Below are 21,834 nucleotides of genomic sequence, written 5' to 3' on the forward strand. Positions count from 1 at the left end.
CCGCCCGGGCCAGCCTTTCGCATGTCGAAGGCAAAGAAAGAAGATGATCAGCTTGCCCGCCATCACGGACCCGTCCGGCTTCGGTCCTGCCGGGGTCGGGGGATTGAGCCGCAAGGGCTTCGCCCTCCTCCACATACGTTCCGGCGCGTTCGCGTGCGCCCTCCCCTCGGCCCCGGCCCTTGGACCGCCGTAACGGGGCCGCGATCGGCGCGGCCCGGAAAATGGAGGTATGGAAAAATGAGCAGGGTACCAGACGCGCAACGTGTGGACATCTATGGCCGGATCACCGACCGGATTGTCGAGGACCTGGCCCATGGCGTCAAGCCGTGGATGAAGCCATGGCACGACCGCAACATGAGAGAGCGGATCACCCGTCCGCTCCGGCACAACGGGCAGCCCTACTCGGGCATGAATGTACTGCTGCTGTGGTCGGAAGGCATGGCGCGCGGCTTCTCGTCGCCGATGTGGATGACGTTCAAGCAGGCGCTTGAGCTCGGCGCGGCCGTCCGCAAAGGCGAGACCGGGTCGACCGTCGTTTTCGCCAGCCGCTTTACCAAGACCGAAGCCGATGGCAGCGGCGGTGAGGTCGACCGGGAAATCCCGTTCTTGAAAGCGTACACGGTCTTCAATGTCGAACAAATCGATGGTCTGCCCGACCATTATCACCATCGACCGGCGCCTGTTGCCGATCCTGTCCAACGGATCGAAAATGCAGATCGCTTCTTTCGCAACACGGGTGCCGTTATCCGCCACGGCGGCACACAGGCATATTATTCACCGGTTACGGATCACATCCAGATGCCGCCATTCGAGAGCTTTCGGGACGCGGAATCATACGTTGCCACGGTCAGCCATGAAAGTTGCCATTGGACTGCGCATCCCGATCGTGTCGGCCGCGATCTCAGCCGTTATGCTAAGGACAAAACGGAGCGCGCCCGAGAGGAGCTGATCGCCGAGCTCGGCAGCTGCTTCCTAAGCGCCGACCTCGGCATTGTACCGGAGCTCGAGCCACGGCCCGATCACGCGTCTTACCTCGCCTCGTGGTTGACCGTGCTTTCCGAAGACAGGCGAGCGATTTTTCAGGCGGCCGCTCATGCGCAGCGGGCAGTCAACTTCCTGCACGGTCTGCAGCCGGATGCTGCCGAGGAGAAAGTCGCGGCCTAGAAATCAGAGTCGGTCGTTGTCGCCGCCAACGGCCGACATCTCTCTCGGCTCTCTATCCGTTGGCGTTCCCTGTTCTGGTGTCAGGTCCAGCTTGCCCCAGATCGAGGTTTTGCGGTCAGTCGATTTGAGCTTTCGCGATTGCTTGATTTCGATGGTAAACGGCTTTGTCTGCTGATGCATATATCCTCCAGGCGACGAATCGCGCGCACACGATACCGGGTTGTTTATTGGAGGCAACTCCCAGGCCGGCCGGTCCGTCGTCGCCGAACTAACGGCCCGGACATTGGGAGAGAGCAACGGTCTCACCACAGCAATGGTCCGCTTGGGTGGGGCGGTGGCACGTTGCCATCGCCGCGTTCCTCGGATCCATCGGCATAGGCCACGTCCTCCGCGGGCTCGATGAGGCATGTCTGATCGGAGAGCGGCTTCGCCTCGATCGTCTTACCGCAACGGCCATCCAAAACTTTCTTCCCCTGCCGGAACCCACCCCACTCGACAAATCGAGTGGGGACCCCAGGTCGCCGCCATTCCTCGCGCGGCAACAAAGTTTCTCCCGGCCGCCCTCCATTCCATTCCGGCCCTGCGGGTGCGGTCCGATCGTCCCCGATCCTTGCGACAGCCATCGAGGCCGCGAAGGGCGCGGCCCGAAACCAACGAAAGGAACACCACAATGGCAACCATCGGCACCTTCACCTCCACCGAAACCGGCTTCAACGGCTCGATCCGCACGCTCGCCCTCAACGTCAAGGCCCGCATCGCCCGCATCGAAAACCCCTCCGACAAGGGCCCGCACTACCGCATCTACGCCGGCAACGTCGAGCTCGGTGCGGCCTGGCAGAAGCGCTCCGAGCAGGACCGCGATTACCTCTCGGTCAAGCTGGACGACCCGAGCTTCCCCGCTCCGATCTACGCAACCCTCACCGAAGTCGAAGGCGAGGACGGCTACCAGCTGATCTGGTCCCGCCCCAACCGGGACTGAGATCCGGAACGGCCCCGCCCGCGAGGCGGGGCCAATCGGCCGAATTGAGAAACCGGAAGCGGGCGTCGAGCCCGCTTCCGGTTTTCCTGGTGCCATACGGGACCGGAAATGTCTGTTCAGATCGCTTCAGTGTGCCGTGCCGGCATGGCGGCCTCAAGGACGAGTGGTCAACCCCCAATTTTGCCTCCGCTGCGGTTCCCGCCGCTCCAACAAAATCGGCTCCCCCACCCGCCGCCGCTGGCGGTCGCGTACGCGATCCCTGACCCCGCCATCCCGTCCCGCCCCGCATCGTCGTCTTTCACGAACTCAAGGAGATGAGACGATGACGATCGAACAGCACATCGAGGAGCTGCGGCTGGAATTGAAGAACGCATGGGACGTGGCCGAGCGGCGCCAGATCGAGACGGAGCTGCAACTCGCCGAGGCTGATCTCGCCGTCATGCTTGCGGAACAGGAGGGTGCCGTCGACGTCGAGCCGCCATTCTGAGGCGGCTCATTTGTCCTCTTATCTGAGCCGGTCCGCCGGATCGACCGGCCTCCCGGCTGTCAGGGATTTCACCCCTCAACGCTCCCCTCCGGCTCCCGCCGGATACGGTCGCGGCCCCTGCGGGTCCGCGGGTCTGTTCTCTTTCTTCCGTCCTAATTTACTCCAGCAAATCCGGCGTCAAGGACGGCGCGGTCTCCCCCAATTTTTCCGCCGCTCCCGTTGCACTTCTCTTCAGAAAAATCGGCTCCCCCGCTTGCTAGTCGCGTACCACGATCCTTGACCCCTCTTTGCTACAGAGTGGCCGATCTCCGTCATCAACGAAGGAGATCACATTATGACAACCGATCAGAACCTCATGCTCTACACCAAGCTTGCCGGTTTCCGGCTCGTCGTCCTCGCAAACCGGTTCGGCTGCGACAGCGAGTTCTCGCGAGACCTTAATGACCGCCTGGTTGAAGGGCTGGAGGCAGCAATTGGCCGCGTGCGGATCATCATGTCGTTGGAGCGGAGCGTTCTCGCCGGAGAGGACGAGTTCGCCGAGTATCAGTTGGATGGGGAGACCGAAATATTCGGGCGCTTTCGCATCAGCTTGCTGGACGATCTCGAAATCGATTTCGACACGTACGAATACCGCATCAACGGCGGCGATTGGGCGATCGCTTTGACGGCGGACTATACCGGCGTCGACATCGACTATCCGGAGCTGATCGCACTCACCGACGACGAACTCGGCTCACTTGCGCCGATCATCGAGGGTATCACGTCGGAAACCGGGATCGCGGTGAATGCGTCCCGTGCCAGCTACATCAGGTGCGGGGGATCCTGATCGGTCCTTCGGTGCGGTCTCGATAATCCGAGGAGCGCGAGGGCAGCGTCTCAGTTGAGACTCTTCCTTTCGACTCGGCTGTCATCTCTCATCGGGGATGTTGCAGCCCGTCCGTCACGACGCAACCTGCCGCCGCCAGAATTTTCCCCGCCGCGGCGCGGCTCCTCGCGAAACAAAATTCAGTCGACGCCACGTCCTCCACTTCGTTGCGGCCCCTCGGGGTGCGTCCCTCCTTTCCGGTCTGCCGGCTATCCCCGCGATGACCGCAATTCGAAAGGAGAAATACCATGCAACAGCTCGCCCAATTCCTCGCCGCCACCGGCCGCCGGCTCCGCACCCTCGGCAAGGTGCTCAGCCACTTCTTCCGCAAGGGAAAGCTCGGCCTCAAGCTCGCGATCAAGATCCCGTTCCTCGTCGAGATTGAAGTATCGTTCGAGACTGACTGGAACCGGCGCCGCTGAGGCGCTTTCGAAGCCCGCTTCGGCGGGCTTCTCTCATTTCGACATCGAAGCGCGCGGACGATAGCCGCGTTTTCGCTTTTGTCGGAGCAGGTCGAGAAACAGTCGGACTGCTTCTTCTTCCCGACCGAAATGGTGGACCATCATCTGTCCCTTGGTGCCAATGCGGCCCCACTTGCGCAGCAGGCAGACGTCTCCGAAGAGGTTGGGTTCGATTGACATGGCGTAGTAGCGGGCCATGTTCTTCGAGGCGTCCGAGCGTTCGACATAGAGATGATAAGGCTGCGAGATCATGGGCGAAGAATCGCTGATCGCGGAAAGCCCGTCCAACGACACTTATGAATCAATCGCCATGGATCGATTCACATCGGTGATGATACCGGAAAAGCCGTAACAGGCTTGGGCGAGTCGCCTTCGCGCACGGCTCTACTCGCTCACGCTCCCCGAACCCGCCGGGCGGTTTCGGCCATTCGGTGACGATCCTCTCGCTGTTCTCAGCCGCACCATCCGTGTCTGGCACCGTCCCAGCGCCTGGCGAGGCCCTCGTCGACGAGACTGGCTCCGAGCGAACGCCCTGCTCGCATCACCGTGCGAAGCTTGCGGCCGTACTTATCCCCGTCACGCAGGCCGGCCGACAGCGAGAACTTGCCGTCATTGAGCAGCGCCAGCAGGCGTGCTTTCGCTGCCTCGCCTTTGATCCTTTCTGCCTCGCACCGCGGTGGGCTGAGCTCCGGCGTGTCGATATCCGCGATGCGGATTTTCTCGCCGTCAAACCAGAAGGTATCGCCGTCGACGATGCAATCCACCCGGCGATCGGCGCCACAGAACGAAAACGCGGCCGACAGGGAATCTGATGTCGTTGTCCTGGCCGCAGCCAGGAGTCCGGACAGGTTGCCGCCGCCATTGAAGGCAAGCCAGCCGCCCGCAGCAATGAGCACGACGCAGAGGATTGCAGCCAGTGGTTTGCGCGGGCGACTCGGTCCCGATCGGGGTGACCTTCCCTGCCAGCGATGTCGATCGTTCTTGCTGCCGGGCTTGCCCGGCTTTCTGAACGGAACCACGTTCGATTTCGCCACCCTCGGTCCTCTCCTGTTCGCCTCAAACTATCTCGCCGTCGGTTTCATCTGCGTTTACGGGCGGGGATTTCAGTGGGAGTGCGAGATGCGAGGCGCAGTCGATCCCGCCTCCCCTGGCGGGCCGCTATGCTGAGGCTCCTGCGGCTGCGCTTTCACCCGCTCCTCGCACGACGAGAATTCCCGAAATCCCGCCCTTTCGTGCGGCCGCTATGCTGATTTCTCCGATGCTCTTCATTGTCCCCGATCGCCCTTGCTTGCTGCGCTGCGCGCCGGCTCGACCAGGGCGTTCAGTTGTGCTTCTCGACTTGTGAACCTATTCTCTCCTACACACGCCTTCCCAGATGAGGCACAAACAGGGAGCCGCGTGGGTCGTCACGCGGCTCATTTGCATTTATGCCTGATCGAAGAATTCGACGGCGCCGGTGTCGAGATGGTAGTACGCGCCGACGATCTTGATGCGGCCTTCCGCCAGCGGTTTGAGCAGGAGGGGATCGCTCTCCTCGCGCAGATTGCGCACGACGCGGCGAACATCCTGTTTGACGGCGTTTTCGAGTGCATCACCCTGCTGGCCACGTGCCTCCAGGACCGCTGGAATGATAGGCTCGATCATATTGTCGATCTGGCCGGGGAAGCGCGCATTCGTTTCGACCACTAACATGGCGGCCTTTACCGCGCCGCAGCTTTCATGCCCCATGACGACGATCAGCGGTACGCCGAGTTCTGCCACGGCATATTCGATCGAACCCATCGCCACCGTATCAACGGTATTGCCCGCGTTGCGAATGATGAACAATTCACCGAGGCCACGCCCGAACAGCAGTTCCGGCGGGACCCGGCTGTCTGAGCAAGAGACGTAGGCGCAGAACGGCGCCTGACCCTTGGCCAGCTCAAGACGGCGCGCCTCGCTTCTATCGGGCAGGACGATCTCGTCACGCAGGAAGGCTTCGTTGCCACGCTTGAGGAGGTCGAGTGCTCCATCAGGCGTCAAGGCTGACTTGCCGTCCTTGACGGGCGCGGGTTCAAGGGGCGTTGTTTTGCCGCTCGTCGTTTGAGCGTGCGCGGCGGCAGGCAGCACAGCGACGGCGGAAGCGGCAGTCGCTGTCATAAACAGGCGGCGGGATACATTACACATCGATAGATACTCTCCGTTAGACGGCGCAGTCGCCGTCAGGGTTGAAAAATCAACGAGCATGTTCGGAGAGACGGAAGTTTAACCCCAAGACTGCACCGAGCACGCTCGATGCGGTCCGACATCAAAAAGGCAAGCCTTGATCAGAGGGGCCCGGTCCGCAACCACGATGTAGGGAGTGGGAATAGCGTTTCAATAGCCGTCAGCCGAAACGGAGCTTCCAAAAAACCGACGTCGGGCGGCATTTTAAAAAGCGGAAAATTTTGGATGCAAGGCTCTTGAAGGGGCAGGGCGGCGTTCCCAATTGTCGATCAACCCGCTGGTCCGGGCCCCTCTGGTGAGAGCCGTCGGCGCTTTCATGATGTCGGACCCTTCCGACATCATGCGCCGACAGAGGTTCTGTTTCTTGGAAACATCGTTGTTCTTCGTGGAGTGGCTGGGCAAGCCGCTCTGGATGTGGGCTGGCTTTCTCGGCCTCGTGATCGCAATTCTGTCGTTCGATCTCGGCGTGCTCCATAAGGAAAATAAGGAAATTGGTGTCGGCGAAAGCATCAAGCTTTCCGTGCTCTACATCTCGCTCGGCCTCGCCTTCGGCGGCTGGGTATGGTGGTATCTTGGAGCGGAATCCGGCCTTGCCTACATGACGGGCTTCGTCGTCGAAAAGACCTTGGCCCTCGACAACGTCTTCGTCATTGCCCTCATCTTCTCCTTCTTCGCCGTGCCGCGCCTGTATCAGCACCGCGTGCTCTTTTGGGGCATTCTGGGTGTCATTCTCTTGCGCGCCATCATGATCGGCGTCGGCGCGACGCTGGTCGCCGAGTTCTCCTGGCTGCTTTACGTCTTTGCCGCGTTCCTGATCGCGACCGGCATCAAGATGCTTGTCATGAAGGATGCCGAACCGGACGTGTCGAAAAACCCGCTCGTTCGCTTCATGCGCAGTCGCTTCAACGTCAGCGACAGCCATCACGGAGAACGATTTTTCGTGAAGCAGGCGCATCCGCAAACCGGCAAAATGGTCTGGTTCATCACGCCCCTGTTCATGGCCCTGGTCCTGATTGAAGTCGCCGACGTCATCTTCGCCGTGGACTCGGTTCCCGCGATCTTTGCGATCACGACCGACCCGTTCATCGTCTACACGTCGAATATCTTTGCGATCCTCGGTTTGCGCGCCCTCTACTTCGCGTTGGCAGCAATGATCCACCGCTTCAAATATCTGAAGCCGGCCCTTGCGATCGTCCTCGTGTTCATCGGCTCGAAGATCTTCGTCGCTGACATGCTGGGTCTGGAAAAATTCCCGGCCGCTCTCTCCCTCGGCGTCACCTTTGCGATCATCGCGAGCGGTGTCGTCTGGAGCCTGCTCAAAACCCGCGCCAAGCCACAGCCTTCCCGCTGATCTGCCCGGCACACCGCTCGGCCACCTCACAACTCAACGAACCTGAAGGAGCACATCCATGTTCTCAGAAATTGTCGCTGCGATTTTTTCAATGTTTTTCATCGAACCGCTGCAAGCCGAAATAGCGGAGCGTGTGGCGGCGGCCAAGGCGCCCACCGAGATCGTGCGCGCCTCGCAAGATTGCCTGGCGGCAGAGGCGCCCCGCCTTCTCGATCGCGCAACGAGGGACATGGGTTGGGCGGTTTCCAATGCCGTCAGCGTTTCGCTTGGCTGGAGTGATCCATTCGATCTCTTGGACAGGAGCGCGCCGGGTTGCGCAGCATTGGTGACGACTCTGAAACAGAAGGCGGAAGATAGCGCAGTATGACGGGACGGAGCGAACAGCGGCCGCAGAGCGAAGGGATTGCATCCACCCGCCTCCGCGAATTGGCCGCTATTGGCCAAGCTGAAGGCAGCATTGAAATCGGAAAGGCTTTGTCCCTCATGGGGCAAGCCGGCACTGCCCTCATCATCCTGCTTCTGACGCTGCCGGCGCTGTCGCCCATTCCAGGACCGTTCGGGATGATCTTTGGAACGGCGCTTGCGCTGGTGGCGCTTCAGATTGCTTCCGGATGCGAGACCATCTGGCTACCGATAAGCCTTAAAAGACGCCGACTGTCATCAAGCACGATCGATGTCACCCTTCGCTACGCGGGTCCTTTGATCGCTTGGGCGGAGAAAATCATGCGCCGCGACCGGCTTGCTGTTCTGACCAGCAAACCAGTCCAGATGTTGTTGGGCTTCCCCATTTTCCTGCTGGCAATCGCCATCGCCCTGCCCATACCCTTTGGAAATTTCCTGCCGGCCTTCGCCTTGATCGTCATTGCCGTTGCCCTCTTGGAACGCGATGGGCTCGTCACGCTGATCGGGCTGATCTTGTCTGTCGCAGCTTTGGCGGCAACGGCGGCTTTGGCATATGGCGTCCTTGCCGTACTTCCTTGAAGGGGAGACCTGAAACCCTGAACTGAAGACGCCAAAAAAACGAAAGTCACAAGTTTTGCTGCAACACGATCACAGCACTGGGAAGGTACTCGGAGAAAGTTCACTGTTGTTCGAGCTTATGAAACCTGTTCGTTCCGACACAGGCCTTCATGTCGTCACGCCGAAACCAGATCGCTCGCCCGCATCTGAGCGGCGCGTTCCCCGCTGTGAAGACGATCTGCTCATCGGCGCGCATGCGAAGCACCTCGTGTGGCTGGATCAACGGTCGTGCGGCCAACTGCTTCGATCGCGTCCGCGACGATCCTTTCATTTGCGAACTACGGCTGACCTGGTCGATCTCGACTGTCGTCATGCCGCAGCGGCGGGAAATGTAGTCCGCCGTTTCCGGGTCGTTGATCGCCGCGAAACTGATCCAGCTCGCGCTCTCGAACCATTTGCTTGAGGCGTCCCGCCCCCCATAGGTTTCGCGCATCTGGCCGATCGACTGATAGATCATGGTCAGCGTGATGCCATACTTCCGGCCGGCGTCGCGCGCAGTTTCCAGGATCCGCATATAGCCAAGCCGCGCGACCTCATCGAGAAGAAACAGTGCTCGGCCGGGCATCACCCCATTTCGGTTGTAGATTGCGTTGAGGAACGAGCCGATAATGACGCGCGCGAGGCCCGCATGTGTCTCCAGAGTCTTCAGATCGATGTTGATGAAGACGTCGGTGTTTCCCTCGGCAAGATCCCCCGTCGAAAACGTCTTTCCGGAAACCAGCGCGGCATAGTTCGGATAGGACAGCCAATGGGTTTCCTTGATCGCATTGGCGTAGACGCCGGAGAAGGTTTCGGGCGTCATGTTCACGAAGGCCGCGACGTTCTCCTTGACGAAATCCGAGTCCGAATTGTCGTAGATTTCCTGCAGACGTTGGCGCAACTGCGGCTCGGGCTCGGAGAGATTGGCGCGAACCTGGCGAAGCGTCTGGTTCTGTTTCTCCGTATGGCCGGACAGGCAAACGTCAGCGATCATCGCCGTCAGCAACTGCAAGGCGGAAGCACGGAAGAAGTCGTCGCGAACACCGCGCGTGCCGCCGCTATCGCTCATGATCCATGAGGCGACGGAGGCGATATCCTCTTCCTTGGTGCCGCCGAATTGTCCGATCCAATCAAGCGCATTGAAGCCAGTCTCCGGCTTCTTCGGGTCAAGGACGAACAGATCCCGGTTCGCGCTGCCTCGGTGCACTGACACCATAGGGGCAACTTCGTTCGACGGGTCCAGGACGATTAGCGAGCCGCCCCATTTCAACGCCGTCGGGATCGTCACCGACGTTGTTTTAAAGCCGCCCGAACCCGCAAACACGATGCCGTGCGACGAACCGAACGAGCCGTCGAAGCACAGCAGCGGCGACTGGCCACCGATACCCCATGTGTCGGGATCGTCAGCGCGAAACGCGCGCGTTCCTACGCTGTCTTTGTCGACGCGATATCGTTCGCCGATGACTATGCCGCCGGCGTCCGAAAACAGGTTCGCCGCCTCCTGCATGTTCATCCAGTCGGCCTCGCCGTGCAGCGCCCGTTTGCCGCGTATGCGTTTGGGTTCAGCACTGGCGAAGGCCGCGTTGCCGGCGAGCGCGACACGTAGGGCGAAGCAGGCGGACATCGCTACCGCCGCCGCGCCGATCAGCATCGCGGGATCGACATAGGAGAGGATCGACTTGCCGACCGGAACATGGCTCCCGAATGCCGACAGCCTGATCGCCTCGCGAGCGATGGCGACAATGATTGTCGCTACACCGCCGGCAACGACGCCCCATCCTGCTGTCTTGATCCTGATCGCGCCGGCGCTCGCAAAGAGGAAGACAATGCCGATTGAGGCCGCGGCGACATACGGCAGGGCAATGCCCGCGCGACCGAGCGTCTGCCGAGCAGCCTCCGTCTTGCCAAAGCCGGACAGCCAGTGTTCGACCCCGGTCAATCCGATCGTGACCAGGAACATCAGCGCGACAGGCGCGATGAAAAGAATGATCCTATTCATCGCTGTTGCCAAAGGCCTCCGCGCCGATCGCCATTAGGCGCGAGCGTTCGGTGTTGTCGGATTTGAGCCGTTGGCTCAGCTCGATCAGCGCGCCGAGCAGAAGCGCTCGCTTCTCGTAGCGAAGACCGGCTTTGACGATCAAACCGCCGAGCTCGATCTTTTCCCGCGTATCTTGTCTGCGGGCGTCGGATGTGGTCGTGCGCGCCATCCGCTCAAGCCTCAGCAGACCCGCCCGCAGCCGCGCCAAACGCGTCCTGCGTGGACGATGCGCTGCTTTCGCCGGCGTTACCTCCCCTTTTCCCTCCGGTCGTGGCGGCCTTTCCTCCACGAAACCGTTTGGCCAAATCCTCGAAGGCCGCCTGCAACACTGCCTCGTCGACCTCGATCTCGCCAAGACCGGCCTTAAGGGCGATCCGGCCGATACGCTCGGCCTCACGGGTCTCGGCGGCCTTGAGCTGCTCCTGGAGTTTGGCGATTTCGTCGCGGATTCTTGAGGACGGCTTCTTCATTTCCTGATGTCTCCTTGATGAGAATTCGCGTGATACGGAGCTCAGTCTTTCCGATCGGCGTGCGGAACGCACTAGGTGGATCATGCAATCGCCAGCGGCGATGCTTTCGTGAATGATCCCGGCCGTTCCGAAGGAGCGGATCCGAAGGGCGCAATTATACGTCGCTGATGCGACGCTCTGCTTTGGCCTTGGGCCGAGGCCTTCCGCTTCTGACGAACCTGTTGATTTCGTTCGCAACCGGGAAAGAACTCGCCGTGGCCGTCCCTCACTTCTCCGTCAGCGTTGTCGCCCGTGGCTCCGGCCGCAGCGCCGTCCTGTCGGCGGCCTATCGGCACTGCGCCAAGATGGACTACGAGCGCGAGGCCCGCACGATCGACTACACCCGCAAGCAGGGATTGCTCCACGAAGAGTTCGTTATTCCCACCGACGCTCCCGAATGGCTGCGGACGATGATCGCGGATCGTTCAGTCGCCGGCGCCTCCGAAGCCTTCTGGAACAAGGTCGAAGATTTCGAGAAGCGCTCCGATGCGCAGCTTGCCAAGGACGTCACCATTGCTCTGCCGCTCGAACTGACGGCCGAGCAGAATATCGCGCTCGTGCGGGATTTCGTCGACCAGCACATTACCTCGAAGGGCATAGTTGCCGACTGGGTCTATCATGATGCGCCGGGCAATCCGCATGTCCATCTCATGACCACCTTGCGGCCGCTGACCGAGGACGGTTTCGGCGCCAAGAAGGTCGCGGTGACAGGACCGGACGGCAATCCGATCCGCAACGATTCCGGCAAAATCGTCTATGAGCTCTGGGCCGGCAGCATCGACGATTTCAACGCGTTTCGCGACGGATGGTTTGCTTGTCAGAACCGGCATCTGATGCTGGCCGGTCTTGACCTTCGCGTCGATGGACGGTCCTTCGAAAAGCAGGGGATCGATCTCGAACCGACTATCCACCTTGGCGTCGGGACCAAAGCGATCGAACGGAAATCGGACGGGGCCTCGAAGCCGATCGAGCTTGAGCGCATCGACCTGCAGGACGCGCGGAGAGCCGAGAACGCGAAACGGATCGACCGGAGTCCGAAACTCGTCATCGACATGATCATGCGCGAGAAGAGCGTCTTCGACGAGCGTGACGTCGCCAAGATCCTCCACCGCTACATCGACGACCCGGACCTGTTCCAAAGCCTCATGGTCCGGATCATCCTGCACCCGGAGACCTTGCGTCTTGAACGCGAGCGGATCGACCTCGCCACCGGCTCCAGGCTGCCCGCCAAATACACGACACGCGAAATGATCCGGCTCGAAGCGGAGATGTCCAATCGCGCGATCTGGCTCTCTCAGCGTTCGTCGCATGGCGTTCGCGACGCAGTGCTCGCCGCGACTTTTGCCCGTCATGACCGCCTGTCGGAAGAGCAGAAAACCGCGATCGAGCATGTGGCAGGACCCGAGCGGATTGCGGCCGTGATCGGCCGCGNGACGACGATGATGAAGGCCGCGCGCGAAGCCTGGGAAGCTGCCGGCTATAGCGTTGTCGGCGGCGCACTTGCCGGCAAGGCGGCCGAGGGACTGGAGAAGGAAGCCGGGATCATCTCTCGGACACTTGCGTCGTGGGAGCTTCGCTGGAACCAAGGCCGTGATCAGCTCGATGGTAAGACGGTGTTCGTTCTCGACGAGGCCGGCATGGTGTCATCGCGGCAGATGTCGCTGTTCGTCGAAGCGGTGACGAAAACCGGCGCCAAGATCATTCTCGTCGGCGATCCCGAGCAGCTTCAACCGATCGAGGCAGGAGCCGCCTTCCGCGCCATCGCCGATCGTATCGGCTATGCCGAACTCGAAACCATCTACCGCCAGCGCCAGCAATGGATGCGGGATGCCTCGCTTGATCTTGCCCGTGGCAAGGTCGGCAAGGCGGTCGAAGCCTACCGCGCCAATGGCAGGATAATCGGGTCGGACCTGAAGGCCTACGCGGTCGACAACCTCATCGCCGCCTGGGACCGCGATTACGATCCAGCGAAGACTTCGCTGATCCTCGCTCATCTGCGCCGGGACGTGCGCATGCTCAACCAGATGGCGCGCATCAAACTCATCGAACGCGGGATTCTCGATCAGGGGTCCACGTTCAAGACCACCGACGGCGAACGTAACTTCGCCGTCAGCGACCAGATCGTGTTCCTGAAGAACGAGGGATCACTGGGCGTTAAGAACGGCATGCTGGCCAAGGTCGTCGAGGTGGGACCAGGACGGATCACCGCGCGGATCGGCGATGGGGAGAATGCCCGCCATGTGCTGGTCGAACAGCGCTTCTACAACAACCTCGATTATGGCTATGCCACGACGGTCCACAAGAGCCAGGGTGCGACAGTTGATCGGGTCAAGGTGCTGGCGTCATTGTCGCTCGATCGACATCTCACCTATGTCGCCATGACGCGTCATCGCGAGGACCTGGCCGTCTATTACGGCCGCCGATCCTTCGCCAAGGCCGGCGGCCTGATCCCGATCCTGTCGCGCAGGAACGCCAAGGAAACAACGCTCGATTACGAGAAAGGCAGCTTTTACCGGCAAGCCCTACGCTTCGCCGAGGCTCGGGGCCTCAATCTCGTCAACGTGGCCCGCACGCTCCTTCGCGATCGGCTGGAATGGACGATCGGGCAAAAGCAAAAGCTCATCGATCTTGGTGCGCGCTTGGCCGCGGTTGCCGGCAAGCTCGGGCTGATCATCGGCTCTGTGAAATCTCCACTCCAGGACACTGTCAGGAAGGCAAAACCCATGGTTTCCGGCATCACCACCTTCGCAAAATCAGTCGACCAGGCGGTCGAGGACAAGGTCGCGGCCGATCCCGGCTTGAAGAAACAGTGGGAGGAGGTTTCGACCCGTTTCCACCTCGTCTATGCGCAGCCGGAAAGCGCGTTCAAGGCTATCAACGTCGACGCGATGTTGAGGGACGAGGGCGTTGCGAAATCCACCGTTACAAACATCGCATCGAACCCTGAACACTTCGGCGCGCTGAAAGGCAAGACCGGGATCCTCGCCAGCCGCGCCGAGAAGCAGGAGCGAGAGAAGGCTGAGACCAACGCGCCGGCACTGGCCCGCAATCTCGAGCGCTATCTGCGTCAGCGTGCCGAAGCCGAGCGCAAGTTCGAGGTCGAGGAGCGGGCGATCCGCCTCAAGATCTCGATCGACATTCCGGCGCTCTCGGCAAACGCAAAGCACACCCTCGAACGAGTGCGCGATGCGATCGACCGGAACGACCTGCCGGCCGGTCTCGAATATGCGCTTGCCGACAAGATGGTGAAGGCCGAGCTCGAAGGTTTCGCCAAGGCTGTATCGGAGCGTTTCGGCGAGCGGACCTTCCTGTCTCTGGCCGCCAAGGACTCCAACGGACAGACCTTCAATGCGGTTACGTCAGGGATGACGGCCGGACAAAAGGCCGAAGTGCAATCGGCATGGAATTCGATGCGGACGGTGCAGCAGCTGGCCGCGCATGAGCGCACGACGGAGGCGTTGAAACAGGCCGAAACCCTGCGTCAGACGAAGAGCCAGGGGCTCTCTCTTAAATGACGGCGCAACTGTCTGTACGTCGGATGGGACCTGCGCAAAGATCGAATGCCATCCTGCTCTTGCTGGTGGCGACAACCATCCTCGGGGGCGGTGTTGCTGCGGCCATCATCGGCGGCTACCGCATCAACCTGACACCGAGCGAACCCCTCGGGCTCTGGCGCATCGCCGCGCTTGATCGAGTGGTGTCCGCAGGCGACCTCGTCTTCATTTGCCCGCCGCAAACGCTCGTCATGCGAGAGGCGAGACGGCGGGGCTATCTTCGCTTCGGAACCTGCCCGGGCGGGGTCGCGCCGCTCATCAAGACGGTCATCGCGCTTCCCGGGCAACACGTCGCAATCGGTGCGAGCGTAACGATCGACGGGCGCCCGATAGCATTCTCCGACCTGGCTCAGCGCGACGGCAAGGGTCGGCCGATGATGCCTCATTCCGGCGGCGTCTTGCCGGCACAAAGCGTCTTCCTCCATTCACCGTTCAGGAGCTCCTATGACTCCCGCTACTTCGGACCCCTTCCCGTCTCGGGCATCCTCGGCCTGGCGCAACCGGTGCTCACCTATGCACCGTGAGCACATTCGGCCGATCCTGTTGATTACCGATTCAATAATTGCCGGAACGGTTGCTTGGAGCGGTCAAGTCCTTCTCCTTCCGCTCGCATTCACGTTTCCGACCCTCTGGGCGCTTGCGCGAACGAGACGGACGGCTGCGTGTGTCTCAGCCGGCTACTTTCTCGCTGCATCACGGGGTCTGCCGCAGGGCGTTGCGACTTTCTATTCCTCGGACCTCTGGCCTGGATTATTGCTTTGGCTATGTGCGTCCACCGGCTTCGTCATCGTGCACACCGTCCTTTGGACCAAGAGGGAGGGTGCTCGTCCGCGTCGCTATCTCCTGGCAGCGGTTCTCATGGCCATTCCGCCATTGGGCATTACCGGCTGGGCGCATCCGATCACTGCCGCGGGCGTGCTGTTTCCAGGATGGGAATGGTGGGGCCTGGCTGCCGCGACAGCCGGCCTTATGGGCCTCGTATCCCGCATGTGGCCAGCTGTCGCGATTGTCCTGGCAGGCTTTTGGATCTGGTCCGCCGCAACCTGGGACGAGCCGACGCTACCCCAACGCTGGCAAGGCGTCGACCTTGAAATGGGCGGATCACTGGGGCGCGACGCCAGCATGCAGCGCCACCGTGATCTGATTGCCACTGTGACAGATCGGGCATCGGGCGGCGCTGGCATGATTGTTCTTCCCGAAAGCTCTCTGGGCTTCTGGACGCCGACCGTCGAACGGCTCTGGGTGCGAGTTATGCGGGGGACTGACATTTCCGTTATCGCCGGCGCGGCAGTTGTCGATGCGGAGGGATACGACAATGTTCTGATCGCCATCTCCGGCGACGGCGCTCGGCTACTTTATCGCGAGCGCATGCCGGTGCCGGGCTCGATGTGGCAACCTTGGCGTCCCTTGCTCGGTGAGAGCGGCGGCGCGCGGGCGCACTTCTTCGCGAATCCGGTCGTGACCGTTGCCGGCGATCGGGTCGCACCGCTGATCTGCTACGAGCAGCTGATCGTCTGGCCCGTCCTGCAGTCCATGCTCCACGATCCGGACGTCGTCGTTGCTGTCGGCAACGGCTGGTGGACCAAGGGCACATCCATCGTGGCAATCCAGCGCACCAGCACGCAAGCCTGGGCGCGCCTGTTCGACAGGCCCGTCGTTTTCTCCTTCAACATCTGATTTCCCAGGAGCCCAACATGCTCGATGCCGCCCTGATTCAACAATGCGCCGACCCTTCACTGAAGCCCGCGATCGTTGAGCAGTTCGTGACCGCTGCGGGCGCGAATGATCCACTTGCTGTCACTGTCAAATCGGGTGGTCGATTGATCCTTGTTCCGAAGGCGACGTCGCCGGACGAGGCAATGGCGATCATCCGGCAGTATGTCGGCCAGGCGGTGGTGCGTGTCGGCCTGACGCAGTTTCCGGCTGGCGTCGGTGTGAAGGACGCGGCTGATTTGAAGCCCGATCTCGTCGATCCTTGCGAAAGCCTCCGCAAGGGAACGGCGATGTTCGCAAAAGTCTTGCGAATTGTGGCCAAGTGGTACGGCAATCCGAAGAGCGCAGATGTCTTCCCCCAGATCTTCGAGGATGCCGTCTATGCCTGGAAGACTGGCGAGTTCGAGGGCGTGAGCGTGTTCCAGGCAGAAGATCCAGGTGGCCCAGTCGTCAATCAGCGCGAGCCGATCGACAGCGAGACTGATGCAGCGCCTGAAGACGCGTCCCCGCCAGCCGATGCCGAACGTCAAGATGAGAGGGAAGTTGGCACAGCGGGAATGCGGATCGATCTGTCGCGGATCGGTGGAAAATGACCAATTTGAGCCAAGGCCATACCCTCGGAAGTAAATATGGGTGAGGCCGCCAATTCGACAACGCTTTGGCCTACCTGCAGTCCACACGTAAATCGTTCGCGGCCAACGGTTTTGGACACTACCGCGAGGCCTCTCAGGATGGCAAATTAAACTGACTGAAAGAGCGTTCCAGGTCTTCGCCGACCTCTTGTCTCGTGTCGGGTTTTTGCATATATTGCGTGTCGGGTGTTTGTAGAAAGATGAGTGCCATGCACCAGCCGAAGACATTGAAACAGAAAATCCAGAACCGAGTCGCCAGAACAAAGAAGACCGACGTCTTTCTTCCGCGAGATTTCGCTGACCTCAGTGGCGAGGATCAGGTTTTGCGCGCTCTCAGGTCCCTGGTTCACGATGGGGCTCTGATGCGGCTGGGTTACGGTGTCTACGCCCGCGCGGTACGATCGCGCATTTCAGGCCGGCTGATGGTCTCTAGTTCCAACGGCTTTCACAGCGCGGCACTGCAGGCGCTTAACAAGCTTGGTGTGCCTTGGGAGCAAACCGAAAGCACCAAAGCCTATAATGAAGGCCGTTCCACTCAGATCCCGGTAAACCCGACAGTCAAAGTCAAGGCGCGGTTCAACCGACGGCTTTCCGATGGCCGCACGGAGCTTCGCGTTGAACGATAAGCCAGACCAGAAAACTCTTCTGGAAGTACAGGAATATTTTGGCCTTCCTTCACCAGCTCTGGTCGAGAAGGACTGGTTTGTCGTTCGCGCCTTGGCTGCGATACACGATGCGCAGGTCGATGGGCTGTCTCTGGCGTTCGGCGGCGGAACAGCACTGGGGCGCGCCTATCGCCTGCTCGAACGGATGTCCGAGGACATCGATCTGCGTATTATTGGCGAAAAGGCCAACTCACGCAGCGCGCTCAAGCGTCTGCGCGGCGAGGTGAATGATCGGCTTCAGGCGGCCGGTTTTGCGGTAGAAGGCCACTACGCCGTTAAGCAAAACGACCGATATGTCCGCTACGATCTGCCCTATGAACCCATAGCAAAAGGAGAGGGCGTCTTGCGCCCGGAGATCAAGATTGAGATCTCCGCTTTTCCCATTTGTACATCCCCCGAACCGCGTTCGGTCTCATCCTTTGTGACGGAAGCGAAAGGCGCTGATGCCGAGGCAACAGACGTCGCGTGCGTGAGACTGGTAGAAACAGCGGCGGACAAGTTCGTTGCGCTCGGGCGCCGAGCCGGTTTTGCTTTAACGGGGCTCGGAGACTTGGACCCCACCCTTGTTCGCCATGTCTATGATTTGTCACGCATGGACGGACACTATGATGCGGATGAGGCTGCCGCGATCGCTCTCCAAACGATGGTGGCTGAAGCGGAAGGGCGTGCTGACGACTATCCTGCCTACAAGGCGGACCCGAGGGGCGAAACCCTTCGCACGTTTGAAGTGATGGGCAAGGATGAGAAGTTCGCTCAGGGCTACGCAAAATTGCTCGGTGACATGGTTTACGGCCAAAAACCTGAATTTGCAGCAGCCTTCGAAGCGGTGCAACGCTTCGCTGATCGGGTCCGGGATGCCTAGAATTCCTTCAGGCGGGTGAAGATGTCGCCCCGGCCTTGGTTAAGGCCGTTATCGAGAAATACGCACCTGATCTTGATGACGCGGAAGTCATTGAGATTGGGCGCGACCGTTCCTGATTGCTTACGCAATGGCGCATCTGCTGAGCGGACCGTCGTGACGGTCGAAGCGTCAAAGCTCACCGCGAGGCAAGCATCGCCGCATCCCGGACGTCTGATCTCGATGTTAGGTGGTGCAATAGCTCCGAAATGACGACGGCCCTGAATTTCACGACGGGTTACCGATCCGGAATCTGATACGCGTCGACACCGTCAGGTCGGGCTTGTTTTCGCCAGGAACTCCCTTGGATCAACATCCAGCGCTTCAGAAATCTGGCCAAGGACCGTGAGGGTTGCCGACATCTCGGCACGCTCGATGGCACCGATATGGCGTGTGCTCAGGCCCGTGCGATGCGCCAGTTCCTCCTGCGTCAGTTTCTTGCCATGACGTATTCGACGCAAATTACTCGCCATGACCTCGTTGAGATCCATGACGCCAGCGGAACCAGAATCGGAACTATTGTTCTAGGAACTATAGTTCCGATTCGTCCAAGCCTGTGATATTGCCGGATGATCAGATGTTTACTCTTCAGAGGATCGTCTGACATAGGAGACAAGAGACGCGAACGCGAATATCAAACGGTCGTGCCAATCTATCGTTCTGGGAAGGACAAGAAATGGAAGATGCGGGCTCCTCGCAAACCGAAGGAGATCAGAGGAAACCTCGGTACGATCTGATGGATAAGGCGGAATTGGAGACGCTCACTGTGTCCGCCATTCGCGAACATCGCCGTCTCCTCGCCGCCGACCAGGCCGTGTACGACGAATGGACACGCGCAAGCGAGGATCCTTCAATCGCCAATTCGGTCGTGGAGACCCTTCAGGAAGAGCATTTCGCGCGCCAAAAAAGGGCGGCAGCTCAGCAGGACGAGCTTTCGGATATGCTAGACGTACTCGGTTTCGTGCCGGAAGTACCGGTCGACGATGAGGCTAGCTAGGAGGCAGCAAACCACGATCCTTGGCGATCGCTACCAGTTGTGGCACCGACTCGGCGCCGAGTTTCCCACGGGCCTTATCGAGATGATGCTGCACGGTTCGGAAAGCGATGCCGACCAGATTGGCGGTTGTGAGTGTACTCTTCCCCTTGGCAGCCCAGATCAAGCAGTCCATTTCACGAGGCGACAACGCCTGCTTCGGATTGAGTGCGGTTTTGCCGCCGATCATCATTAGCCGGTAATGGATCATCATCACCAATTGCACTGCTCTCTTCGGGTCGAAGGCGACCGGTAGGTCCACTTTCCTTTCGGAGGATGCGAAGGTCAGCATCATCGATGTGCCGTAGCTGCCTTCAACTGGAATAGTCATGCCGCAACGGATCCCATGCTCGATGGACCCATGGCGGAACCTTCTGAGCTCAGACGAGCCGCGCGCCCTCCAATCGTCCGCCGTCCAAAAAAATATGTCGCCTTTCCGTTTCGCCTGCGTCACCACTGGATCGATATTGGAGTAGTCGGCCGAGAGATAAATGCGTTCCCATGGCTTTGGATAGGTGTTGAAGGTCTTGATCTGAGCGCCTTCCTTTTGAAGATAGGCAAACCGCTCGTACCCGCAGGACCGCGCGAAGCGCTTCATGGCACCTTTGATCGTGAGCTCGTCCTGCGCCGCTTCCAACATGTCCACGAGTGAGCGAAATTCTCCATCCAACAGCGTTTCTCCTGTCTTATCGACCTGTAGGTCGGCCATGATCTTGCACGTCGAGACACTCAAACCGCCTTGCCGCCTGGCGGCCAAGCCATGGCAGTGTCAGCCACAGGCGTCTCGACGCAACCCACGCTACGGGAGCAACAAGCAGCAGTCCCTCTAGCCGTGTACGTCTAGCACTACCTGCGAAAAGCCAAGTTGCAAGTCTCCCTGAACTAAAAAGATGACAAACTCAGAAAAGTTATTGCGGGGGATAGCAATGTTGCACCGGNGCCGGTGAACTGATATGCGGCAAAAGCCGGGCGCTGTTCGTCAGTTTCTGCCGTAGGTCGACGGGAATATAATATCCTGGTCAACGAGCACATTGAACTTGTAGCCGGGGCGGATCTGGATGGTCGGCTGCACATTCAGGTTCTTGGAAATGGTTTGCTCGGCGACTCTGCCGAAGGATTCCGCGAAGTTGCGCCGAGCCGCATCCGAGGCGGTTTCCTGTGTTGCGAGCGTCGAGCTTTGCGGCATCGACATGTCGATCCCGGCCCCGATCAGTGCGATGAGTGCCGCAGAACTCCACGTGTGCCAGAGATGGCGATCGACCTTATCCTTGAAACCGCCATAGCCTTCGGCATCGGTACCGGCCATGCCGCCAATCTGCAGGGTTGATCCATTCGGGAAGATAAGGTCGGTCCAGACAACGAGGACACGCTCCTGCCCGAACGAGACTTTGGAATCGTAGCGGCCAAAGAGCTTGGCCCCCTGCGGGATCAGGAGCCGGTAACCGGTGGCGCTGTCATAGACGTTCTGACTGACCTGCGCAGTGATCCGTCCGGGAAGGTCGGAGTTGAGACCGGTGATCAGGGTGGCGGGAATGACGGAGCCACGCTTGAGTTCGTAGGCAGACATCTGCGGCACGACCCGGTTCGGCAGGTAGCCAAGGTCCTTGATGTCCTGATTGAAGAAATCTTCCTTCGAGGTTTGAGCGTTTGGATCAACGTTCTGGCCCATCAGACCGGACTTCATGGCGGCGGCATAGAGGTCCGAGGTGCTGTTGGCAGTCGTCGTCTGCCGGTCCATGTCTGCAGAGTTATTGACGGCCTTGTCGACGTCGGAAATATCCACCTTCAACGGCGAGTCCAAAGCCGTCGCCCGCGCCTGTAGCCGAGCCATGCGCTGCCGTTGCACTTCACGGATATACTGTTCGTCCTGCTCCCGTTTCAGGCGCGCTTTCCATTCCGCTTCAGATTCAAGCCTCGAGCGCGGCTCCTCTCGCTGTTCGGGCGTCCGATCGACAACGGCGGTTTCCTTCGTGACCTTCTGTTCGACGGCGGGCGTCGGCTGGAACACTTCGCGTTGTTCCGGATCACCAATAATGCCATCGGTGACACCACGCTTGAGCTGGTCGCCGAAGTTCGTCGCGGGAGCATTTGATGTGCTGTCGAGATCGTTGTTTCGATTGAAAGGGAGCCCGCGCCATGAAAGTCCGATGACGACCACGCCGACAAAGATCGCGACGATTACGATGGCAATGATCATCGGCAGCCGGTTCAGACGGCGCATGCCCTTCTGATCGTCGACCTGGCTGGCGGTGCCCAGTTGCAGAGATTGGACCATGCTCGC

Annotated in this window: 25 protein-coding genes; 15 read left to right on the plus strand and 10 right to left on the minus strand. The window is 60.2% G+C overall.

Going from position 1 to position 21,834, the window contains the following annotated elements:
- The first annotated feature begins 237 nt into the window (after positions 1-237).
- Complete coding sequence (locus tag ACTJKE_RS22985) at positions 238-1,164, plus strand: ArdC family protein (RefSeq protein WP_427143208.1); 927 nt, start codon at positions 238-240, stop codon at positions 1,162-1,164.
- Between the two features lie 3 nt (positions 1,165-1,167).
- On the opposite strand, the gene ACTJKE_RS22990 is transcribed toward ACTJKE_RS22985, so the two are convergent.
- On the minus strand, positions 1,168-1,344 hold the full coding sequence (locus ACTJKE_RS22990) for a hypothetical protein (RefSeq protein ID WP_427143209.1): 177 nt from the start codon (positions 1,342-1,344) through the stop codon (positions 1,168-1,170).
- A gap of 490 nt (positions 1,345-1,834) precedes the next feature.
- On the opposite strand from ACTJKE_RS22990, the gene ACTJKE_RS22995 reads away from it, so the two are divergent.
- The 4 genes from ACTJKE_RS22995 to ACTJKE_RS23010 all read left to right on the plus strand — a co-directional run bounded on the left by ACTJKE_RS22995 (position 1,835) and on the right by ACTJKE_RS23010 (position 3,917).
- Positions 1,835-2,143 (plus strand): DUF736 domain-containing protein, encoded by a 309-nt coding sequence (locus tag ACTJKE_RS22995; protein WP_011427435.1) that lies wholly within the window; start codon positions 1,835-1,837, stop codon positions 2,141-2,143.
- Positions 2,144-2,465: 322 nt separating this feature from the next.
- Complete coding sequence (locus ACTJKE_RS23000) at positions 2,466-2,630, plus strand: hypothetical protein (protein WP_427143210.1); 165 nt, start codon at positions 2,466-2,468, stop codon at positions 2,628-2,630.
- 334 nt (positions 2,631-2,964) lie between these two features.
- Positions 2,965-3,456 carry a hypothetical protein gene (locus ACTJKE_RS23005; RefSeq protein WP_427143211.1) on the plus strand — a complete coding sequence of 164 codons (492 nt, stop codon included), beginning with the start codon at positions 2,965-2,967 and terminating at the stop codon, positions 3,454-3,456.
- Between the two features lie 287 nt (positions 3,457-3,743).
- The gene (locus tag ACTJKE_RS23010) at positions 3,744-3,917 is read left to right on the plus strand and encodes a hypothetical protein (protein WP_427143212.1); all 174 of its coding nucleotides are present in this window, start codon (positions 3,744-3,746) and stop codon (positions 3,915-3,917) included.
- A 33-nt stretch (positions 3,918-3,950) separates the two neighbouring features.
- Here ACTJKE_RS23010 and ACTJKE_RS23015 read toward each other — a convergent pair whose 3' ends face one another.
- The 3 genes from ACTJKE_RS23015 to ACTJKE_RS23025 all read right to left on the minus strand — a co-directional run bounded on the left by ACTJKE_RS23015 (position 3,951) and on the right by ACTJKE_RS23025 (position 6,182).
- The gene (locus ACTJKE_RS23015; protein ID WP_427143242.1) at positions 3,951-4,208 is read right to left on the minus strand and encodes a WGR domain-containing protein; all 258 of its coding nucleotides are present in this window, start codon (positions 4,206-4,208) and stop codon (positions 3,951-3,953) included.
- Positions 4,209-4,408: 200 nt separating this feature from the next.
- Positions 4,409-4,990 carry a thermonuclease family protein gene (locus ACTJKE_RS23020; RefSeq protein WP_427143213.1) on the minus strand — a complete coding sequence of 194 codons (582 nt, stop codon included), beginning with the start codon at positions 4,988-4,990 and terminating at the stop codon, positions 4,409-4,411.
- A 391-nt stretch (positions 4,991-5,381) separates the two neighbouring features.
- Complete coding sequence (locus ACTJKE_RS23025; protein ID WP_440692562.1) at positions 5,382-6,182, minus strand: carbonic anhydrase; 801 nt, start codon at positions 6,180-6,182, stop codon at positions 5,382-5,384.
- Between the two features lie 319 nt (positions 6,183-6,501).
- Here ACTJKE_RS23025 and ACTJKE_RS23030 point away from each other — a divergent pair, with 319 nt between their 5' ends.
- The 3 genes from ACTJKE_RS23030 to ACTJKE_RS23040 are packed head-to-tail and all read left to right on the plus strand — an operon-like array spanning position 6,502 to position 8,493.
- The gene (locus ACTJKE_RS23030; RefSeq protein ID WP_427143243.1) at positions 6,502-7,512 is read left to right on the plus strand and encodes a TerC family protein; all 1,011 of its coding nucleotides are present in this window, start codon (positions 6,502-6,504) and stop codon (positions 7,510-7,512) included.
- 58 nt (positions 7,513-7,570) lie between these two features.
- Positions 7,571-7,879, plus strand: a complete 309-nt coding sequence (locus tag ACTJKE_RS23035; protein ID WP_427143215.1) for a hypothetical protein — start codon at positions 7,571-7,573, stop codon at positions 7,877-7,879.
- Positions 7,876-8,493: an exopolysaccharide biosynthesis protein gene (locus ACTJKE_RS23040; protein ID WP_427143216.1), complete on the plus strand. Its 618-nt coding sequence runs from the start codon at positions 7,876-7,878 to the stop codon at positions 8,491-8,493. Before ACTJKE_RS23035 ends, ACTJKE_RS23040 begins: the two co-directional genes overlap by 4 nt.
- Before the next feature lie 100 nt (positions 8,494-8,593).
- On the opposite strand, the gene traG is transcribed toward ACTJKE_RS23040, so the two are convergent.
- From traG to traC, 3 genes are read right to left on the minus strand one after another with little or no spacing between them, the layout of a single operon-like run.
- Complete coding sequence (gene traG / locus ACTJKE_RS23045) at positions 8,594-10,510, minus strand: Ti-type conjugative transfer system protein TraG (RefSeq protein WP_427143217.1); 1,917 nt, start codon at positions 10,508-10,510, stop codon at positions 8,594-8,596.
- The gene (gene traD / locus ACTJKE_RS23050; RefSeq protein ID WP_427143218.1) at positions 10,503-10,718 is read right to left on the minus strand and encodes a type IV conjugative transfer system coupling protein TraD; all 216 of its coding nucleotides are present in this window, start codon (positions 10,716-10,718) and stop codon (positions 10,503-10,505) included. The genes traG and traD overlap by 8 nt, the downstream gene beginning before the upstream one ends.
- 4 nt (positions 10,719-10,722) lie before the next feature.
- Positions 10,723-11,019, minus strand: a complete 297-nt coding sequence (gene traC, locus ACTJKE_RS23055) for a conjugal transfer protein TraC (protein ID WP_427143219.1) — start codon at positions 11,017-11,019, stop codon at positions 10,723-10,725.
- A 254-nt stretch (positions 11,020-11,273) separates the two neighbouring features.
- On the opposite strand from traC, the gene traA reads away from it, so the two are divergent.
- The 6 genes from traA to ACTJKE_RS23085 all read left to right on the plus strand — a co-directional run bounded on the left by traA (position 11,274) and on the right by ACTJKE_RS23085 (position 18,484).
- On the plus strand, positions 11,274-14,573 hold the full coding sequence (gene traA / locus ACTJKE_RS23060) for a Ti-type conjugative transfer relaxase TraA (protein WP_440692564.1): 3,300 nt from the start codon (positions 11,274-11,276) through the stop codon (positions 14,571-14,573).
- 23 nt (positions 14,574-14,596) lie between these two features.
- Positions 14,597-15,136, plus strand: a complete 540-nt coding sequence (traF, locus tag ACTJKE_RS23065) for a conjugative transfer signal peptidase TraF (RefSeq protein WP_427143245.1) — start codon at positions 14,597-14,599, stop codon at positions 15,134-15,136.
- A complete protein-coding gene (locus ACTJKE_RS23070) occupies positions 15,126-16,289 on the plus strand; it encodes a conjugal transfer protein TraB (protein ID WP_427143220.1) in 1,164 nt (387 codons plus the stop codon). Before traF ends, ACTJKE_RS23070 begins: the two co-directional genes overlap by 11 nt.
- Positions 16,290-16,306: 17 nt before the next feature.
- Positions 16,307-16,918 carry a TraH family protein gene (locus tag ACTJKE_RS23075; protein WP_427143221.1) on the plus strand — a complete coding sequence of 204 codons (612 nt, stop codon included), beginning with the start codon at positions 16,307-16,309 and terminating at the stop codon, positions 16,916-16,918.
- Positions 16,919-17,166: 248 nt separating this feature from the next.
- Positions 17,167-17,583 carry a DUF6088 family protein gene (locus ACTJKE_RS23080; RefSeq protein ID WP_427143222.1) on the plus strand — a complete coding sequence of 139 codons (417 nt, stop codon included), beginning with the start codon at positions 17,167-17,169 and terminating at the stop codon, positions 17,581-17,583.
- On the plus strand, positions 17,573-18,484 hold the full coding sequence (locus ACTJKE_RS23085) for a nucleotidyl transferase AbiEii/AbiGii toxin family protein (RefSeq protein WP_427143223.1): 912 nt from the start codon (positions 17,573-17,575) through the stop codon (positions 18,482-18,484). Before ACTJKE_RS23080 ends, ACTJKE_RS23085 begins: the two co-directional genes overlap by 11 nt.
- Positions 18,485-18,792: 308 nt before the next feature.
- Here the strand turns inward: ACTJKE_RS23085 and ACTJKE_RS23090 are convergent, their stop codons facing one another.
- Positions 18,793-19,011: a helix-turn-helix domain-containing protein gene (locus ACTJKE_RS23090; RefSeq protein WP_025582042.1), complete on the minus strand. Its 219-nt coding sequence runs from the start codon at positions 19,009-19,011 to the stop codon at positions 18,793-18,795.
- 185 nt (positions 19,012-19,196) lie between these two features.
- Between ACTJKE_RS23090 and ACTJKE_RS23095 the strand changes: the two genes are divergently transcribed.
- Entirely contained in the window at positions 19,197-19,517 is a 321-nt protein-coding gene (locus ACTJKE_RS23095; RefSeq protein ID WP_427143224.1) for a transcriptional repressor TraM, read from the plus strand.
- On the opposite strand, the gene ACTJKE_RS23100 is transcribed toward ACTJKE_RS23095, so the two are convergent.
- Both ACTJKE_RS23100 and trbI read right to left on the minus strand, forming a co-directional pair.
- Positions 19,510-20,223 (minus strand): autoinducer binding domain-containing protein, encoded by a 714-nt coding sequence (locus ACTJKE_RS23100; RefSeq protein ID WP_427143246.1) that lies wholly within the window; start codon positions 20,221-20,223, stop codon positions 19,510-19,512. The genes ACTJKE_RS23095 and ACTJKE_RS23100 overlap by 8 nt on opposite strands.
- A gap of 309 nt (positions 20,224-20,532) precedes the next feature.
- Positions 20,533-21,828, minus strand: a complete 1,296-nt coding sequence (gene trbI, locus ACTJKE_RS23105; protein ID WP_427143225.1) for an IncP-type conjugal transfer protein TrbI — start codon at positions 21,826-21,828, stop codon at positions 20,533-20,535.
- Between the last annotated feature and the right edge of the window lie 6 nt (positions 21,829-21,834).

This window comes from Ensifer sp. 22521 (assembly GCF_052044795.1).
GTDB lineage: Bacteria > Pseudomonadota > Alphaproteobacteria > Rhizobiales > Rhizobiaceae > Ensifer.

Bases quoted from the DNA above. Each gene is read 5' to 3' on its own strand.
- ACTJKE_RS22995 (WP_011427435.1), top strand. From the start codon at position 1,835: ATGGCAACCATCGGCACCTTCACCTCCACCGAAACCGGCTTCAACGGC.
- ACTJKE_RS22985 (WP_427143208.1), top strand. From the start codon at position 238: ATGAGCAGGGTACCAGACGCGCAACGTGTGGACATCTATGGCCGGATC.
- traC (WP_427143219.1), bottom strand. From the start codon at position 11,019: ATGAAGAAGCCGTCCTCAAGAATCCGCGACGAAATCGCCAAACTCCAG.
- traF (WP_427143245.1), top strand. From the start codon at position 14,597: ATGGGACCTGCGCAAAGATCGAATGCCATCCTGCTCTTGCTGGTGGCG.
- ACTJKE_RS23075 (WP_427143221.1), top strand. From the start codon at position 16,307: ATGCTCGATGCCGCCCTGATTCAACAATGCGCCGACCCTTCACTGAAG.
- ACTJKE_RS23010 (WP_427143212.1), top strand. From the start codon at position 3,744: ATGCAACAGCTCGCCCAATTCCTCGCCGCCACCGGCCGCCGGCTCCGC.
- traG (WP_427143217.1), bottom strand. From the start codon at position 10,510: ATGAATAGGATCATTCTTTTCATCGCGCCTGTCGCGCTGATGTTCCTG.
- ACTJKE_RS23090 (WP_025582042.1), bottom strand. From the start codon at position 19,011: ATGGATCTCAACGAGGTCATGGCGAGTAATTTGCGTCGAATACGTCAT.
- ACTJKE_RS23070 (WP_427143220.1), top strand. From the start codon at position 15,126: ATGCACCGTGAGCACATTCGGCCGATCCTGTTGATTACCGATTCAATA.
- ACTJKE_RS23035 (WP_427143215.1), top strand. From the start codon at position 7,571: ATGTTCTCAGAAATTGTCGCTGCGATTTTTTCAATGTTTTTCATCGAA.
- ACTJKE_RS23000 (WP_427143210.1), top strand. From the start codon at position 2,466: ATGACGATCGAACAGCACATCGAGGAGCTGCGGCTGGAATTGAAGAAC.
- ACTJKE_RS23040 (WP_427143216.1), top strand. From the start codon at position 7,876: ATGACGGGACGGAGCGAACAGCGGCCGCAGAGCGAAGGGATTGCATCC.
- ACTJKE_RS23095 (WP_427143224.1), top strand. From the start codon at position 19,197: ATGGAAGATGCGGGCTCCTCGCAAACCGAAGGAGATCAGAGGAAACCT.
- traD (WP_427143218.1), bottom strand. From the start codon at position 10,718: ATGGCGCGCACGACCACATCCGACGCCCGCAGACAAGATACGCGGGAA.
- ACTJKE_RS23015 (WP_427143242.1), bottom strand. From the start codon at position 4,208: ATGATCTCGCAGCCTTATCATCTCTATGTCGAACGCTCGGACGCCTCG.
- ACTJKE_RS23005 (WP_427143211.1), top strand. From the start codon at position 2,965: ATGACAACCGATCAGAACCTCATGCTCTACACCAAGCTTGCCGGTTTC.
- ACTJKE_RS22990 (WP_427143209.1), bottom strand. From the start codon at position 1,344: ATGCATCAGCAGACAAAGCCGTTTACCATCGAAATCAAGCAATCGCGA.
- trbI (WP_427143225.1), bottom strand. From the start codon at position 21,828: ATGGTCCAATCTCTGCAACTGGGCACCGCCAGCCAGGTCGACGATCAG.
- ACTJKE_RS23025 (WP_440692562.1), bottom strand. From the start codon at position 6,182: ATGCTCGTTGATTTTTCAACCCTGACGGCGACTGCGCCGTCTAACGGA.
- ACTJKE_RS23080 (WP_427143222.1), top strand. From the start codon at position 17,167: ATGCACCAGCCGAAGACATTGAAACAGAAAATCCAGAACCGAGTCGCC.
- ACTJKE_RS23030 (WP_427143243.1), top strand. From the start codon at position 6,502: ATGCGCCGACAGAGGTTCTGTTTCTTGGAAACATCGTTGTTCTTCGTG.